Origin of the sequence: Spirochaeta cellobiosiphila DSM 17781 (genome assembly GCF_000426705.1) — a bacterium.
GTDB classification, from domain to species: domain Bacteria; phylum Spirochaetota; class Spirochaetia; order DSM-17781; family DSM-17781; genus Spirochaeta_E; species Spirochaeta_E cellobiosiphila.
This window is the reverse complement of the sequence record NZ_AUFW01000022.1, coordinates 1-14617: the sequence shown is the minus strand read 5'-3', so window position 1 is coordinate 14617 and position 14617 is coordinate 1. Positions and strand designations below refer to the sequence as shown.

At 34.9% G+C, this 14617-nt stretch carries 19 protein-coding genes; all 19 read left to right on the top strand.

From position 1 onward, the window contains the following. Positions 1-4: 4 nt before the first annotated feature. The 19 genes from K345_RS0105985 (at position 5) to K345_RS0105895 (ending at position 14489) form a co-directional block, all read left to right on the top strand. On the top strand, positions 5-214 hold the full coding sequence (locus tag K345_RS0105985; RefSeq protein ID WP_028973402.1) for a DUF2997 domain-containing protein: 210 nt from the start codon (positions 5-7) through the stop codon (positions 212-214). Beyond that, positions 214-603, top strand: coding sequence for a hypothetical protein (locus tag K345_RS19965; protein ID WP_053228105.1), 390 nt, complete (start codon positions 214-216; stop codon positions 601-603). The genes K345_RS0105985 and K345_RS19965 overlap by 1 nt, the downstream gene beginning before the upstream one ends. Beyond that, complete coding sequence (locus tag K345_RS0105975; protein WP_028973401.1) at positions 603-1673, top strand: pentapeptide repeat-containing protein; 1071 nt, start codon at positions 603-605, stop codon at positions 1671-1673. The genes K345_RS19965 and K345_RS0105975 overlap by 1 nt, the downstream gene beginning before the upstream one ends. 2 nt (positions 1674-1675) lie before the next feature. Next, positions 1676-1882, top strand: a complete 207-nt coding sequence (locus K345_RS0105970; protein ID WP_028973400.1) for a hypothetical protein — start codon at positions 1676-1678, stop codon at positions 1880-1882. Then, complete coding sequence (locus tag K345_RS0105965) at positions 1879-2250, top strand: hypothetical protein (protein ID WP_037571462.1); 372 nt, start codon at positions 1879-1881, stop codon at positions 2248-2250. Before K345_RS0105970 ends, K345_RS0105965 begins: the two co-directional genes overlap by 4 nt. Beyond that, positions 2202-2456 (top strand): DUF6760 family protein, encoded by a 255-nt coding sequence (locus tag K345_RS23440; protein WP_037571460.1) that lies wholly within the window; start codon positions 2202-2204, stop codon positions 2454-2456. The genes K345_RS0105965 and K345_RS23440 overlap by 49 nt, the downstream gene beginning before the upstream one ends. After that, entirely contained in the window at positions 2437-5634 is a 3198-nt protein-coding gene (locus tag K345_RS0105955; RefSeq protein ID WP_028973398.1) for a hypothetical protein, read from the top strand. Before K345_RS23440 ends, K345_RS0105955 begins: the two co-directional genes overlap by 20 nt. Positions 5635-5644: 10 nt before the next feature. Further along, positions 5645-6496, top strand: a complete 852-nt coding sequence (locus tag K345_RS0105950; RefSeq protein WP_028973397.1) for an eCIS core domain-containing protein — start codon at positions 5645-5647, stop codon at positions 6494-6496. Beyond that, entirely contained in the window at positions 6493-8220 is a 1728-nt protein-coding gene (locus K345_RS0105945) for an AHH domain-containing protein (RefSeq protein WP_028973396.1), read from the top strand. Before K345_RS0105950 ends, K345_RS0105945 begins: the two co-directional genes overlap by 4 nt. Positions 8221-8232: 12 nt before the next feature. Next, on the top strand, positions 8233-8853 hold the full coding sequence (locus K345_RS0105940) for an imm11 family protein (RefSeq protein WP_028973395.1): 621 nt from the start codon (positions 8233-8235) through the stop codon (positions 8851-8853). Continuing rightward, positions 8854-9471 carry a hypothetical protein gene (locus K345_RS0105935; protein WP_028973394.1) on the top strand — a complete coding sequence of 206 codons (618 nt, stop codon included), beginning with the start codon at positions 8854-8856 and terminating at the stop codon, positions 9469-9471. It abuts the gene before it with no gap. Continuing rightward, a complete protein-coding gene (locus K345_RS0105930) occupies positions 9472-10092 on the top strand; it encodes a hypothetical protein (protein WP_028973393.1) in 621 nt (206 codons plus the stop codon). Continuing rightward, positions 10093-10713: a hypothetical protein gene (locus K345_RS0105925; protein WP_028973392.1), complete on the top strand. Its 621-nt coding sequence runs from the start codon at positions 10093-10095 to the stop codon at positions 10711-10713. Further along, the gene (locus K345_RS0105920; protein ID WP_028973391.1) at positions 10714-11334 is read left to right on the top strand and encodes a hypothetical protein; all 621 of its coding nucleotides are present in this window, start codon (positions 10714-10716) and stop codon (positions 11332-11334) included. Then, positions 11335-11955 carry a hypothetical protein gene (locus tag K345_RS0105915; RefSeq protein ID WP_028973390.1) on the top strand — a complete coding sequence of 207 codons (621 nt, stop codon included), beginning with the start codon at positions 11335-11337 and terminating at the stop codon, positions 11953-11955. It abuts the gene before it with no gap. Further along, on the top strand, positions 11956-12573 hold the full coding sequence (locus tag K345_RS0105910) for a hypothetical protein (protein ID WP_028973389.1): 618 nt from the start codon (positions 11956-11958) through the stop codon (positions 12571-12573). 192 nt (positions 12574-12765) lie between these two features. Beyond that, positions 12766-13263, top strand: coding sequence for a hypothetical protein (locus tag K345_RS0105905; RefSeq protein WP_211227836.1), 498 nt, complete (start codon positions 12766-12768; stop codon positions 13261-13263). 49 nt (positions 13264-13312) lie between these two features. After that, positions 13313-13777 carry a hypothetical protein gene (locus K345_RS0105900; protein ID WP_028973387.1) on the top strand — a complete coding sequence of 155 codons (465 nt, stop codon included), beginning with the start codon at positions 13313-13315 and terminating at the stop codon, positions 13775-13777. A gap of 91 nt (positions 13778-13868) precedes the next feature. Beyond that, the gene (locus K345_RS0105895) at positions 13869-14489 is read left to right on the top strand and encodes a hypothetical protein (RefSeq protein WP_028973386.1); all 621 of its coding nucleotides are present in this window, start codon (positions 13869-13871) and stop codon (positions 14487-14489) included. The last annotated feature ends 128 nt before the right edge of the window (positions 14490-14617 follow it).

Sequence of the window (14617 nt, the reverse complement as noted above, 5' to 3'; positions counted from 1 at the left end):
TCCCATGGCACAAAAACATGAATTAGAAGTAACCATTAGTGAAACAGGTGAAGTCGAATTAACCGTTAAAGGTGTTAATGGACCTCAATGCCTTCGTATTACTAAAGAATTAGAGGAAGCCCTTGGTTTGGTTAGTGATAGGCAGAAGACTAGCGATTATTACAAAGAATCAGACGATCAGACAGGTCATATTAATATTGGAGATTTAGATTAATGGAAGGCATTGCTTTTACTCTCCCCCTAGGTTTTACAGATGATAAGGGCCATCTACAGCGTAAGGGTATGATGCGTCTGGCTACCGCAGGTGATGAACTGCGAATACAGAATCATGATCAAAACCGTTTTAATCATCGCTATAGGGATCTCCTTTTATTAAGTCAGGTGATCACTCTGTTAGGGGATAAAACAGAGGTAACTCCTGAAGACCTTATGGAATTATATGAAGCTGATTTTTTATATCTTCAACTTCTCTATAAAGACCTCAATGGAGATATCGAGAAAAAAGCTCAGGTTCAATGCCCTAGTTGTGGACAGGTAGATACTATTATGATTCCTGATTTATTTTCGGGCATGGATTTTAGTTCTGAGGATGTTAAGGCCTAATGGAATTTAATAGTTACAATCTGTGTTTTCTGGATGAGGAATTACAAAAAGGATCACTCCACGATACGCAATTGGAACAGGTTGACTTGTCTGATAAAGAATTAAGTCATCAACAATGGCAGGAAGTATCCTGGGCAGGTGTCCGTTATTCTGACAATAACCTAACTCAGTTGTCCTGGATAACGGGGGAGGTTAAGGAATCTGATTTCCTTGATTTACAATCAACTCAGTTGCATTGGGATAATGTCAAATTATCTGGTGTGCGATTCCTACGTAATCATTGGAATCATCCCCATTTCAGCCGTTGTGATGTAGATCGTTCTATTAACCATCGCTGGCTTGTTCAAGAAGGACGCTTTGATAGCTGTCGATTTAAGGACACAGAGTTCAATAGAGCTAGCCTTAATCAGACCCTCTTTAAGGAATGTCGTTTTGAGACTTCCTATGGTGAAGGTTTGTTGGGGTTCCATAAAAGTGATTTTAGTAATTGTTTGTTTTGGGGATGCTATTTTGCAGGGGATTTCGGTTCTGACATTGAATGGAATAATTGCCTATTTGTTAATTGCCATTTTGATCGGGTGGGAGTGGAATGTTTTCAAGAAGGTTCTTATTTCTTTAAGGACTGTATTAATTCTCCTTCCTCATATAATGGCTCACTAAAACACGAGAACTATGATAGTAGCCAATTAGATGAATTGTATAAACGTATAGAGGATCAACCTATGGATAAGGAATCAATTGCAGGCATGCTAGAGGATTATTCCCAGGACATGCTGAGAGATACCCTAGCTGATTTACTAAGTCGTAAGCCTAATGTGACACAACAACAAAGTACATCAGCGCAAACGGAATGGGATAAGATAAATAATTTTACTCACCTAATGCGATACATTAAGCAAAAATATGATTTTGCTGAATTAGATAGTTTTAATGTGGAAGGCAATGCTGTCCATTACAGACATAAGGGACGGCTACATTTGATAAGTGAAACTGAGGAACCTCAAGTTACTGAGCCTTCTTCCCCTTTAGAAGAAAGCAGTTCAGGTCGTTTTGGTAAATTGGAGTTGTAAATATGTATGTAGAAAGCAATAAAAGAACAGGAGAGATATCTATTTCTTTACCCACAGGAGCTCAAGGAAGAGAACAGGAAGTACAACAACTGCTTTTCCAAGAGTTTGCCTATGAGGATATAAATAAATCAACAGTTGATAAAATGAATCAGTTCTTAACGAAATGGTTTAAAGAACAAGGTATCGAAATCCTTGAGGGGGAAGCATGAAGATACGAGAAGAATTTAAATTCATCTTACCAAGAGGAATCGGACTTGAGCCAGAAATCGGTAGTAAAGTATCTGGTACGATGCGTCTGATCAAGGTTAAAGATCTCATTCAAATACAACAGGATAATAGAGTAAAAGAAGATAGTAGTTACTTTTACGTGGTTCTATTGTCACGTATTCTGGTAAAACTGGGCAAGGAAAAAATGATTACCAGTCGAACCATCGAAAAGCTATGTCCTGAGGATTTTGCTTTTCTCATTGATTATATGAATCAAATCAATCATCAGATTATTAAACAGGTTAATTTGACTTGTTCCTCATGTGGACAAGCTTATACAGGGGAGTTTCAGCTACTGGGGGAGGTTTAAGCCACCTTTCGGGAGATATCTATCGTGAGGTGGCTTTCATTGCCTATCATTTTGGTTGGTCTAGGGAAGAAATAATGAAGATGCCCCATGGAGAACGTAAATCCTGGATCAGTCAGATCAGCCAGATAAATCAAACAATTAATGCTTCTCAAAAAGCAAAACAATTACAAAAAGAAGGGGGAGAACATGTGGGATTTTATTCTTGAAGTTAGTCAGGACGGGTATTATCAAAATCTCAGTCAGGAGATCGACAGCACAGTCCGTGAGTACGCACAACGCAAAAAAGATGATGGTACATCTCAAGAGTTTAAGGATTACCGGGATTCTGTTCAGGAGACTCTCAAAAAAGCTATACGCTTTAGTCCTCAATGTCCTTATATCAATGTGGATGCTGAGTTTTTTTCACCTGAAGGGGATTTCGATGAAGCCCGTCTTAACAAGTTCCAACGACAAGTTCTTCTAGAACATACTGGTCAGCAAATGCTTTGGAGTTTTGCTGGGACAACTAGTACCTACTCTCCCTTATCTAAGGACAAACTTAAAGAATCAGGTATCCAATATGAAGATTTACTTCCTTTGGAGTTGAGCCAATCCCATAATACACAAGCCCCTCAAGGAAATCAGCTTTTTATTCATCCCTCTGGCCAGATATCACCAAACAAATCAGGTGGTGATAATAAGGTTCGCTATGATCGTTTGACAGATCAAAGTGGATTTGATTGGACTGCAGGATATGATCCAGGTCGTAATATTAAAAAAGACTGGGAAGGGGCTTATGACAAAGATGGTTATTGGACTCAAGCAGGTGGGGCTTACACTGAACATACTCCTATAAGGGGTCTAGGTAATAATAGCCAACTTCATCTTGTATTTCTTGATGATACTCATGTGATATTGGAAGATCCTGATAATATTCTCGAAGAAGGCGCTTCTGAAATATTCTACACAGAAAGTGGTGATATCTATGGTGGTAGACAAGTTAATTCGTCTAAGTCTATAGAACGAGTTATGGAAGTCTTAAGAGGAAAAGATATAGCTCACTTATCCGGAGTAGCTCTAGGACATAGAAATGATTCAACTGAAGAGTATTATCGCTCTTTATTAGCTCCTTATACAAAAGACTCCATCCAGATATATGGTAAAAACGATCCACAATATATACAACGTCTCAAAGATAGGGACAAACAGAAGAATGAACAGGCTGTCTCTTCCAATATCTTAAAAGCTCTTAATGTATTAGTCACAGAACCTATTCCTTCTGCTTATATTACAGAGGCTATCAACCCAGATTATGATCAGGAGCACATAACTCCCATTGAGGCCCGTCAAGTATTGAATCAACAGGAAGGACAAGAAGTTATAAGTCAATTAGGGGGCCATTTAGATGAAGAGGCTTGGATTTATCTACAAAATCAAATCCAGGACCTAGAAGACCCAGAGGGTGGTGACGAATTTTATCAGGCCGTTGGTTATATCGCCCAGGAGGGAACTCAAGACCTGGCTGATTTCAAAAAGACTCAAAAAGAGTTAATCGATATAGCTTTTGAGCGTTATGTCAAAAAGAATAGGCAAGCTGGTACTCAGCTGGTTTTATCAGATGATACAACCCTCCAGGAAGTGCTAAACGGGCACAGTTCTACAATGAATGATGTCTCGCAGTCTATAACTGCGAAGGACCTCTTTAACTTTGAAAAACGAAATAAATGGATTGATGAAATGATTGTCCCCTTGTCGGGAGCCTTAGCTGCTGATCAATTAAGAGTCTATCTTGATGGGATTGATCTCCCCCCCGTAGAGTGGGGTTCTTATCACAAATACCTAACTAATGGATTAGGTCAGTTCTCATCTCTTCGCTCTAGCCTGGGAATGAACCCTAAGGAGATCGCAGAAGCTTCTTATCAGATGACTACTAATAGTCCCGTTGTCTCTACCTATAAAAGAAAAGTTGTTAATAAAGATACCAGCCTCGCTCAGATAATGGATAATAACCTGGGTAAAGGAGTGTTCTATAAAAAAGTACAACCTTTTAATTCCCTTGTTGATGGCAGAACGGATAGAGCCTCTGTCATAAAGATTCCAAATCAGGATGAGTCTCAAGGGGATAGCTTGATGAGTTTTGTTAATGAACAGGATAAGCTATCTGAGTCTGACAAAAAAGATATTCTAGAGATTCTCCAAAGCAATGCCTTACCTATGGCCTCTGCTTACCAATATGACCAAAACATTAGGAACATCATTAAAAGTTCTGATCAGTCCCAGTTTATTAAGGACGAACTTAGATCATTAATGCAGGGAAATACATCTCAAAAATCTTCCATCCATATTAGTTCTGAAGAAAAAGACTTTCCCTTAGTGTATGCTCTTGGACCTGAATGGAGTTGGATGTCCCAGGAAGATCAAACGGATGTCATGAAACAACTTGAATCCTCTCAAGTTCAGGGATTGAGTGCTGGAGCTGTTAGCTCCTACTTAAGCTCCCAAATATCAGGTGATACTCATTGGAAGAGCTCTTTGTTGAGTGCTATCAAACAGTTAAAATCTTCCTCTCCTAACTCTGTTACAAATATCAATATACCAAGTATAGATCCGGGACGATACAATTTGGCTAATGAAAAGGATAGAGCTAACTATCTTAGAACGGCTCATGCAAAACATTTGGGATTGGATAAGGATATGCTCAGTGAGCTTTATCAACAACATTTAAATCAATACAAATCAACAGACAAAGGGAGTTTACATTCTGTTGGTTCCTCTATTCCCATTACCTGGTCTGATTTGAATTTACCAGTTCAATCTAATACTTCGGGATTTGCTCCTGTAGCGTTCGCCACGTCCCAAAGTAATAATCGATCATCATTGATGACTTATCGAAATGATCTTAATCCAGCTAATGTTAATAAGGGAATTGATAAAGCTCAGGCTTATGGTGATTTTAGCTCTCTGAAGATGAATAATTCCCTAACGAAAGGGAGAGGTCATCAGAGTAGGCCTAAAACCGGGATTATGACAGGATCTACTCTACCAAGTGATTTTACCTTCTCTGGTTCGCGTAGTTACTTAGATCGTCATAATAAACAGAACAGTCTTATAGATGCTATATCTGATGGCATTCCTTCTGTTCCTGGTAATAATACGGGGAAGATTGACCCTGATGCTTTCTTTGCTCAAGGTGGAGGGAATAACCCTACTTCGATGGATAAGATCAATGCCCATTATCAGCAGGATCGTAATCAAGTCATGAATCAACGAACTCAACCGGCCATGGCGAAGGAGACGGGGCATTCAGGGGGGGGGAGTAGCTCGGATAAGAGTCATAATACCACTATTGATATAGATGATTTCCTTGATGAGATTCGTGATCAAGTTAGAAATAAAGGTTTTTAGGAGACTCTGAATGAATTTACGAGGAAGCGATTACCAACTTTATTACAATATTTGGCAGATTATGAAGAGCTCCACCGCTTTGTACCAAAGCTATAAACAGGCTCTACAATATGAAACAAGTCGTCAATATAAAACGGATCCTTTAAGTTCAGCAGGAGGGTCTGCCATCCCTCATCTATCAGAAAGTTTGGATAGGGAAGAACCATTAGAATTTAGTATAAGAGATCAGTTTGAGCGAGCTTTTGGAGTGGATTTATCTAGTGTAAGAATACATACTGGCCCCACTGCTGAAGACATGGCACGCCAATCTGGAGCTAGAGCTTACACCATAGGTTCTCATATCTATTTTGCTGGTGGAGAGTATTCTTCTCAAACTGAGGAAGGTATCAAATTATTAGCCCATGAGCTTCAACACGTCATCCAAAGCCTAAAGGGTTCTTCCATGGTCTATTTGGAAGATAGGCAGAACTTAGAAAATGAAGCAGAAAGAGTGGAAGCTCTATTGGATGAACAAAATCTTCATAATATGGATGACATGGATCTTCGTCAAAAAGGATCTATGCTCGGTGGAACCTCTCACTTCGGAGATCAAGGTGGCGGTTTGTTTAAAAAGCCGGGAGCTTCCGGAGCTGATAGTCTCGATGACTTTGTCGGTAATCAGGCAATTCCGGGATATACCATCTGCCTCAATAATGGACAAAAGGTTGATCTAAAGCCTACTGAGTATGAAAGATTGAAAGATACTTTAGTCGATGAGCTAGAAGCTTGGATTAAGGAAGAAGCCTCTCTATTAAGTGATGAAGGGGCCTCAGCCCTTATAACGAATTATCAAAAGTGGTTATCAGAAGGGAGGCAGCTATGAGTTCCCCTCCTTTTAAAACCTATAAAGAAGCCTATCTCTATAAGATTGAGGAGTTAGTTGATAAGGTCATATCTAAGAATAGATTGATGAAAACTTCCTACTTTCACGATGGTGATAGAGGTAGTTGGTGTCATGGTTCAAGCTTTGATCGACAGCATTATCAAACAACTTTTATTGACTACTTATCCGCAAACCGTGATCACTATTTGAAAGTTCTAGATACGCAGCCAGAATATGAATTGCGTGAATTAAAGACATCCCTAGAAAATGATCTTCGTGGGTATGAATTGAATTATGATTCTAGTTTAGGTGGGCTTGTCACTCTAAGTGAGGGTGATAGCTGGGATAATGTAAGTGAAAGTGATTTTCAAGATTATATGGATGAGCTTCGAAGTGTGTATGGAGAAGAATACGAGTGGAAGATTACTTCCTTTATAAATAGGCTTGGCGACGGTACCTTGTTTTTGAATCTTCCTTCTGCGAAAACTCATTACAATGACTTTGCAGAGTTCAAAGAAGTTACACTATCCAAAGCCTATGAACCTAGCTATATGGGAAGAACTATAGAATACCTAATTAAAGGGGAATATAGTGATGATCCTACCGGTTTAGCTATAGCTATTCAACTTGTCTTAGGTTTCACTGGCTTAGATGCTCCCATGGATGCGCGGGATTTAACCGCTAACTTGCAAAAAGGTGAGTATGGTCAAGCATTATTATCAGGGATTGGTTTATTACCTATTGTCGGTAATCTTAAGAATCTCAAATTCTTAGATGATGCAGGGGAATTAAGCAAGGTAGCTTCTAAACAAGGTGCTCATGTACTGGAACAATTGAAATATTTTGCAAATAATGCAGATGAGTTCAAAGAAGCATTTTCTAATTCGGCTGAATTTAAGAAAGTATTACTACAATTGAAAGAAGCAGGGGGGGATGTAGCTAGGAAAGCTGATCCTAGTCTGTTTGATGAATTGTCAGTCTTACCTGAGAATGTTGATGGGATACTAAAATTATTAGATTCTAGTGAAGAGTTAGCAATTATTGCTAAACGAATTGAAAATGTCCAAAATGGAAAAATTGCCAATATTGATGAATTAGGGGATATTCTAAACAAACCTATCATGGAAGTTACAGATGAAATGCTTCCAGAAGGATATGCTTTTTATTATACTGCTAATAAACAAAAGAAGATAAGAAGAACTAAAGGATCTGCAGAGAACTCTGTCTTTGCACGCTTGACTGTTAGGAATAATAAGATTGAGCTTTGGGAAGGTGCTAATAGAGTCAGTCAATCAGGTAAACTAAGAAGAATGCTTCTCAATAAATACGCTAGCCAATTAGATAACATTGACTTATCATTTCATGAAGCCCATCACATTGTTCCTGATGCGGTAGTTCGTGATCATCCCTTGTTCCAATTGGCGAGGAAACTAGATTCACAGCCTTATGATATTGATAACTTGGATAACGGTGTTATGTTAGCTAAAACTGGATATAGTAAGATTGAGGGAATATCTGAAGGTTTACCATTTCATAGTGGGAGCCATCCAGTATATAATGATCTGGCAAATAAAGTTGCAAATGATGAGTGGGATGCTCTTATGTTGGGATTTGAATCAATTGATGATCTTTTAGATCATCCTGAAGAAATTCTAGAAGCTACAGAAAGAGTTCAAAAAATCTTATTGAATAAACTACATAATATTATTGGTAAGTTAGAATAGGAGAAAGCATAGATGGAAAAGATATATGAGATGACTTGGAGCAAAGACCATCTTGTTGATGTTGAGTATGACATATTTCATATGCCATTTGAAATGGACGAATCTTATCGTGCTCGTTTTTTTGGGGGGAGTAAATATAATATTCAAAAGAATTTATTATTTTCGGGAGATATTAAAATACTGGGTGAAATTGATTTTATTGTTAACGATTTATGGTTACCAATATTTAGTAAACGAATGATTGATTTGCTTACATCCTTGGGAAGTTTTGAATATGAACTAATTACATGTGGAATATTTGATTTTACTTTGCCACATGAAAAGGTTTTTGAAGATCGCTCAAAATGGATAATAAAGAATGGTATTGAAGTAAATAAAGATTATTTTGCACTTAGACTATTAGATCCCACAGTTGAGATAGACTATGATAAATCTGAATATGATATTGTTATGAAAGATCCATTAAGATTGGGAACTATAACAAAATTAGTAGTTAAAGAATCTGTAGGGGGATTGCCTCCCATATTTAAAATAAAAGAAAAACCAAGTCGAATTTTAGTTACTGAATCAGTGAAAGATGAACTAGAAGCTGCAGGTCTCCAAGGACTAGTATTCGATGGCAATATATTTTAAATGGAAAAAATATATGAATTACGTTGGAATACGGACCATTTAGTAGATATTGAATATGACATATTTCATATGCCATTTGAAAATGATGTACTTACAAGTGCTATTTTATTTGAAGGAAAGAAGAAACTTCCTAATAAATTTCTATTTTCAGGAGATTTTGATTCAGTTGGTACATTTGACTTTATCACGAATGATTTAAGACTTCCCATATTTAGTAAAAGAATGATAGACCTTCTAACCTCATTAGGTGACTTCGAGTATGAATTAATTCCTTGTGAGATCTTTGATTTTTCTATTCCACATGAAAAGGTTTTTGAAGACCGTTCAAAATGGTTATTCAAACCAAGTATAGAAGTGAATAAAGATTATTACGCCCTCAGGCCTTTAGGGAATTATCTGGAAATGGATTATGAAAAGACAGAATATGAAATGCTAACAGGTTTTCCAGGAGAAATAGAATCTATATCAAATTTAGTAATAAAACAAACTGAAGAAGGTTTGCCTCCTCTATTTCGCATAAAAGAAAAATTTAGCTCAATATTAATCCCTGAATCAGTAAAAGTAGAACTAGAGGCAGCTGGTCTAAGAGGTTTACTTTTTAGAAGTAGAATCCTGTAGATGGAAAAAATATATGAATTAGATTGCAATATAGATCATTTAGTAGATATTGAGTATGACATATTTCATATGCCATTTGAAAATGATGTACTTACTAATGCTCACTTTTTCGGAGGCAAGGAGTTTTTGCTCCCTGATAAATACTTGTTTTCAGGTGATTTTGATTCAGTTGGTACATTTGACTATATAACAAATGATTTACGAATACCGATTTTTAGTAAAAGGATGATAGACTTACTGACCTCATTAGGTGACTTCGAGCATGAATTAATTCCTTGTGAGATCTTTGATTTTTCTATTCCACATGAAAAGGTTTTTGAAGACCGATCAAAATGGTTATTCAAACCCAGTATAGAATTAAATAAAGATTATTTTGCTCTTAGGCCTTTAGGGAATTATCTGGAAATGGATTATGAAAAATCTGAATATGAGATGTTAAGTAGACTTCCCGGAGAAATGGGTGCTGTAACAAATCTGGTTGTAAAGGAACCTGTAGGTGGGTTACCTCCAATTTTTCAAATCGAGGAAAAGGGCGGGACTCTATTAGTTCCCGAATCAGTGAAAGCGGAGCTAGAAGCTGCAGGACTAAAAGGATTAGTTTTTAAGACTAGAATAGTTTAAATGGAAAAAATTTATAGATTACGTTGTAATAAAGATCATTTAGTAGATATTGATTATGACATATTTCATATGCCATTTGAAGAAGAACAAGTAGTTGGAGCATATTTTTTTTTGGGAAAGAAATTCTCAGTACCAGAAAAGTTATTATTCTCAGGAGATTTCAATTCCGTTGGAACATTGGATTATATTTCAAATGACTTACGGCTTCCTGTGTTTAGTAAAAAAATGATTGATTTTCTTATATCACTAGGAAGCTTTGAATATGAAATTATTCCTTGTGAAATATTTGATTTTAGTCTACCACATGAGGATGTCTTTGAGGATAGGTCAAAATGGACTTTCAAACCAGGTATCGAAGTGAATCGTGACTATTATGCTTTTAGATTATTAGATAACTATTTAGAAATGGATTACGATAAATCAGAGTATGAATTGTTAGGTGATGAAGATGACTCAATCCTAACTTTAACCAATTTAGTTCTGAAACAAAATGAAGCAAGTATAGCTCCAATCTTTAGAATAAAAGAGATGAGGAGAGCTTTATTAGTTACCAACTCGGTAAAAGAGGAATTAGAATCTGCTGGTTTTAAAGGTCTTATTTTCACAAGTAAAATATTATAGATGGAAAAAATATATAATTTATATTGGAATATAGATCATTTAGTAGATATTGAGTATGACATATTTCATATGCCATTTGAAAATGATGTACTTACAAGTGCCTATTTTTTTGGAGGTAAGGAGTTTTCAATTCCTGATAAATTTTTATTTTCAGGAGATTTTGATTCAGTTGGTACATTTGACTTTATCACGAATGATTTAAGACTTCCCATATTTAGTAAAAAAATGATAGATCTATTAACCTCGCTAGGTGACTTTGAACATGAATTAATTCCTTGTGAGATTTTTGATTTTTCTCTTCCACATGAAAAGGTTTTTGAAGACCGATCAAAATGGTTATTCAAACCCAGTATAGAATTGAATAAAGATTATTATGCCCTAAGGCCTTTAGGTGATTTTCTAGAAATGGATTATGAAAAGTCTGAATATGAGACACTAAGTAGGCTTCCCGGCGAAATGGGTGCTGTAACAAATTTGGTTGTAAAACAAACTGGAGGAGGTTTACCCCCATTATTTCGTATAAAAGAAAAATTTAGTCAAATATTAGTGCCTGAATCAGTAAAAGCTGAATTAGAAGCTGCTGGACTAAAAGGTTTAGTTTTTGAAAATGAAATTATATAGATGGAAAAAATATATGAATTACGCTGGAATGCAGATCATTTAGTAGATATTGAATATGACATATTTCATATGCCATTTGAAAATGATATTCTTACAAATGTCTATCTATTTGGTGGTAAGAGGTTTTCACTTCCTGATAAATTTTTGTTTTCAGGTGATTTTGATTCGGTTGGCGAATTTGACTATATAACAAATGACTTACGGATACCTATATTAAGTAAAAGAATGATAGACATACTAAACTCATTAGGTGACTTTGAACATGAATTAATTCCCTGTGAGATCTTTGATTTTAGTATTCCACATGAAAAGGTTTTTGAAGACCGATCAAAATGGTTATTCAAACCCAGTATAGAATTGAATAAAGATTATTATGCCCTTAGGCCTTTATGTGATTTTGTGGAAATGGACTATGAGAAATCAGAATATGAAACATTAAGTAGAAATCCTAAAAAAATGGCTGCTATAACAAAACTGGTCTTAAAGGAAGTGGAAGGAGGTTTACCTCCTCTTTTTCGTATAAAAGAGAAGAGTAGCTCTATATTAGTTACTGAATCAGTAAAAGTAGAACTAGAGGCAGCTGGTCTAAGAGGTTTACTTTTTAGAAGTAGAATCCTGTAGATGGAAAAAATATATGAATTAGATTGCAATACAGATCATTTAGTAGATATTGAATATGACATATTTCATATGCCATTTGAAAATGATGTACTTACAAGTGCTATTTTATTTGAAGGAAAGAAGAAACTTCCTGATAAGTTTATTTTTTCTGGCGATTTTGATTCAGTTGGTACATTCGACTATATAACAAATGATTTACGAATACCGATTTTTAGTAAAAGGATGATAGACTTACTGACCTCATTAGGTGAGTTCGAGCATGAATTAATTCCTTGTGAGATCTTTGATTTTTCTATTCCACATGAAAAGGTTTTTGAAGACCGATCAAAATGGTTATTCAAATCCAGTGTAGAAATAAATAAAGATTATTTTGTCCTTAGGCCTTTAGGGGATTTTCTAGAAATGGATTATGAAAAGTCAGAATATGAAATGCTAACAGGATTTCCTGGAGAAATAGAATCTATAACAAATCTGGTCATAAAGGAAGTGGAAGGAGGTTTACCTCCTCTATTTCGCATAAAGGAAAGAAGTATCGCCATATTAGTACCCGAATCAGTAAAAGCTGAATTAGAAGCTGCTGGACTAAAAGGTTTAGTTTTTGAAAGTGAAATTATATAGATGGAAAAATTTATAAATTACATTGGAATATAGATCATTTAGTAGATATTGAATATGACATTTGAAAATGATGTACTTATAAGTGCCTATTTTTTTTGAAGGCAAGGAGTTTTCAATTCCTGATAAATTTCTTTTTTTAAAGTGATTTCGACTCAGGTTTACAGTCAATATACAATCAAAGTCCTGCAGGAATTGGGAACAAAGCGAGAGAATAATATGCCTAGAGTTGTTAATATACCATTAAAATATAAAATCATTTTGATCATTACTTGCTTTTCTTTTGTTCTCCTGAAGAATTATTATGATAATGAATTTATTGCCAAAATAAAGAATAATGAGGAAATATCAAGCGTATTAGTTTGTCAATTTACTGATAAGACTACAGATACCTTAACTCACAAAAATACATTTGGAAAATTACTCAATAATAAACAGCAATGGGAATTAACAAATCTTATTGAAAGTTTAGAAAAGGGGTCTAAAAAAGAAAAAAAGATGTATGAATATTATGGTGAGATTGAATATGTAATGAATAATCAAAAGAATATATACATTGAAATATTTTTTGATATAGACTCTGACTTTATTGTGCTAATTGTTTATTCAAAAGGCTGGTCAGGCGGAGTAAATTGTTACATAAAAGATAATGATAATCTTCTAAAGAAAAAACTAATTGAAATACTCCAATGATTAGAAAAAGAAATTAATTTAATCAAATAGAGCTACGTGAGGATATAGTATGGGTGGAATAGCCAAAATGTCCATAAAAGAAGGTATTATCTTACTTGTAATATGCTTTGCTATCGCTATTTTCATTAATAATTATAATAGTAAAATTATTTCATCTATTCAGGATACAAAATTAATAGATCAAGTTTATATTTACAACTTTATGCGAAATAACACATATATTATTGATCAGAAGAAGTTATTAAATGTAGAAGATAAAAAAGAATTAATAGATATTATTAAACATCTAGTAATAGGCTCCTATAAAGAGAAAAAAATATATGAATACAATGCATTAATGGAATATAAAATGCTAAATGGAAAGAGTATTAAGCTTAACTTATATTTTGATTCAGGTTCGGATATTATCATAATAAAAGTAGATTCTGGTGGACTATTAGCAGGATTTCACGCTTTTATAAATGATGAAGAGGGAGCTTATCAGCAGGAGCTAATAAAACTACTTCAGGAATAAGCTAATACTTGGAAGCAGCAAAAAATGTACAAGAAAATCAATTGAAGGCAATGTTAAAAAAAAATACGTGAATTATGCTAGGACATTAGATATGCAAAAAAAATATAGTTTAAATTGGAATAGGGACCATCTGGTAGATATTGAGAACGATATATTTCATATGCCTTTTAAAGGTGATGATATAATATTGGGTTATATTTTTGGAGGAAATGAATCTCCGAATCCTGATAAGTTTGTATTTTCAGGAGATTTTAATGTTGTTGGAAATATAGATTACATTACAAATGATTTATGGATTCCGGTTCTCAGCAAACGAATGATAGATTTACTAACATCACTTGGCAGTTTTAAATATGAATTAATTCCTTGTGAAATCTTTGATTTCACCATACCACATGAAGAGGTGTTTGAGGATAAATCAAAATGGTTATATAAACCAAATATCGAATTGAATAAAGATTACTATGCTCTAAGGCTTTTAGATGATTATGTTGAAATGGACTATGAAAAGTCAGAATATGATATTTTAATAAAAGATCCATTAAGGATAGGTTCTATCGAAAACTTAGTATTAAGATCATCAAAAGGTGGATTACCTCCTCTATTTCGAATAAAGGAAAAGCTTAGTCAAATATTAGTCCCTGAATCTGTGAAAGAAGAATTAGAGGCTTCTGGACTAAAAGGGTTAGTTTTTGAAAGTGAAATTATATAGATGGAGAAAATTTATAAATTACGTTGGAATACAGATCATTTAGTAGATATTGAATATGACATATTTCATATGCCATTTGAAAATGATGTACTTACTAATGCTCACTTTTTCGGAGGCAAGGAGTTTTT

Excerpts from the sequence above, each read along its gene's own strand:
- K345_RS0105985 (WP_028973402.1), top strand. The coding sequence starts at position 5 with ATGGCACAAAAACATGAATTAGAAGTAACCATTAGTGAAACAGGTGAA.
- K345_RS19965 (WP_053228105.1), top strand. The coding sequence starts at position 214 with ATGGAAGGCATTGCTTTTACTCTCCCCCTAGGTTTTACAGATGATAAG.
- K345_RS0105975 (WP_028973401.1), top strand. The coding sequence starts at position 603 with ATGGAATTTAATAGTTACAATCTGTGTTTTCTGGATGAGGAATTACAA.
- K345_RS0105970 (WP_028973400.1), top strand. The coding sequence starts at position 1,676 with ATGTATGTAGAAAGCAATAAAAGAACAGGAGAGATATCTATTTCTTTA.
- K345_RS0105965 (WP_037571462.1), top strand. The coding sequence starts at position 1,879 with ATGAAGATACGAGAAGAATTTAAATTCATCTTACCAAGAGGAATCGGA.
- K345_RS23440 (WP_037571460.1), top strand. The coding sequence starts at position 2,202 with ATGTGGACAAGCTTATACAGGGGAGTTTCAGCTACTGGGGGAGGTTTA.
- K345_RS0105955 (WP_028973398.1), top strand. The coding sequence starts at position 2,437 with ATGTGGGATTTTATTCTTGAAGTTAGTCAGGACGGGTATTATCAAAAT.
- K345_RS0105950 (WP_028973397.1), top strand. The coding sequence starts at position 5,645 with ATGAATTTACGAGGAAGCGATTACCAACTTTATTACAATATTTGGCAG.
- K345_RS0105945 (WP_028973396.1), top strand. The coding sequence starts at position 6,493 with ATGAGTTCCCCTCCTTTTAAAACCTATAAAGAAGCCTATCTCTATAAG.
- K345_RS0105940 (WP_028973395.1), top strand. The coding sequence starts at position 8,233 with ATGGAAAAGATATATGAGATGACTTGGAGCAAAGACCATCTTGTTGAT.
- K345_RS0105935 (WP_028973394.1), top strand. The coding sequence starts at position 8,854 with ATGGAAAAAATATATGAATTACGTTGGAATACGGACCATTTAGTAGAT.
- K345_RS0105930 (WP_028973393.1), top strand. The coding sequence starts at position 9,472 with ATGGAAAAAATATATGAATTAGATTGCAATATAGATCATTTAGTAGAT.
- K345_RS0105925 (WP_028973392.1), top strand. The coding sequence starts at position 10,093 with ATGGAAAAAATTTATAGATTACGTTGTAATAAAGATCATTTAGTAGAT.
- K345_RS0105920 (WP_028973391.1), top strand. The coding sequence starts at position 10,714 with ATGGAAAAAATATATAATTTATATTGGAATATAGATCATTTAGTAGAT.
- K345_RS0105915 (WP_028973390.1), top strand. The coding sequence starts at position 11,335 with ATGGAAAAAATATATGAATTACGCTGGAATGCAGATCATTTAGTAGAT.
- K345_RS0105910 (WP_028973389.1), top strand. The coding sequence starts at position 11,956 with ATGGAAAAAATATATGAATTAGATTGCAATACAGATCATTTAGTAGAT.
- K345_RS0105900 (WP_028973387.1), top strand. The coding sequence starts at position 13,313 with ATGGGTGGAATAGCCAAAATGTCCATAAAAGAAGGTATTATCTTACTT.
- K345_RS0105895 (WP_028973386.1), top strand. The coding sequence starts at position 13,869 with ATGCAAAAAAAATATAGTTTAAATTGGAATAGGGACCATCTGGTAGAT.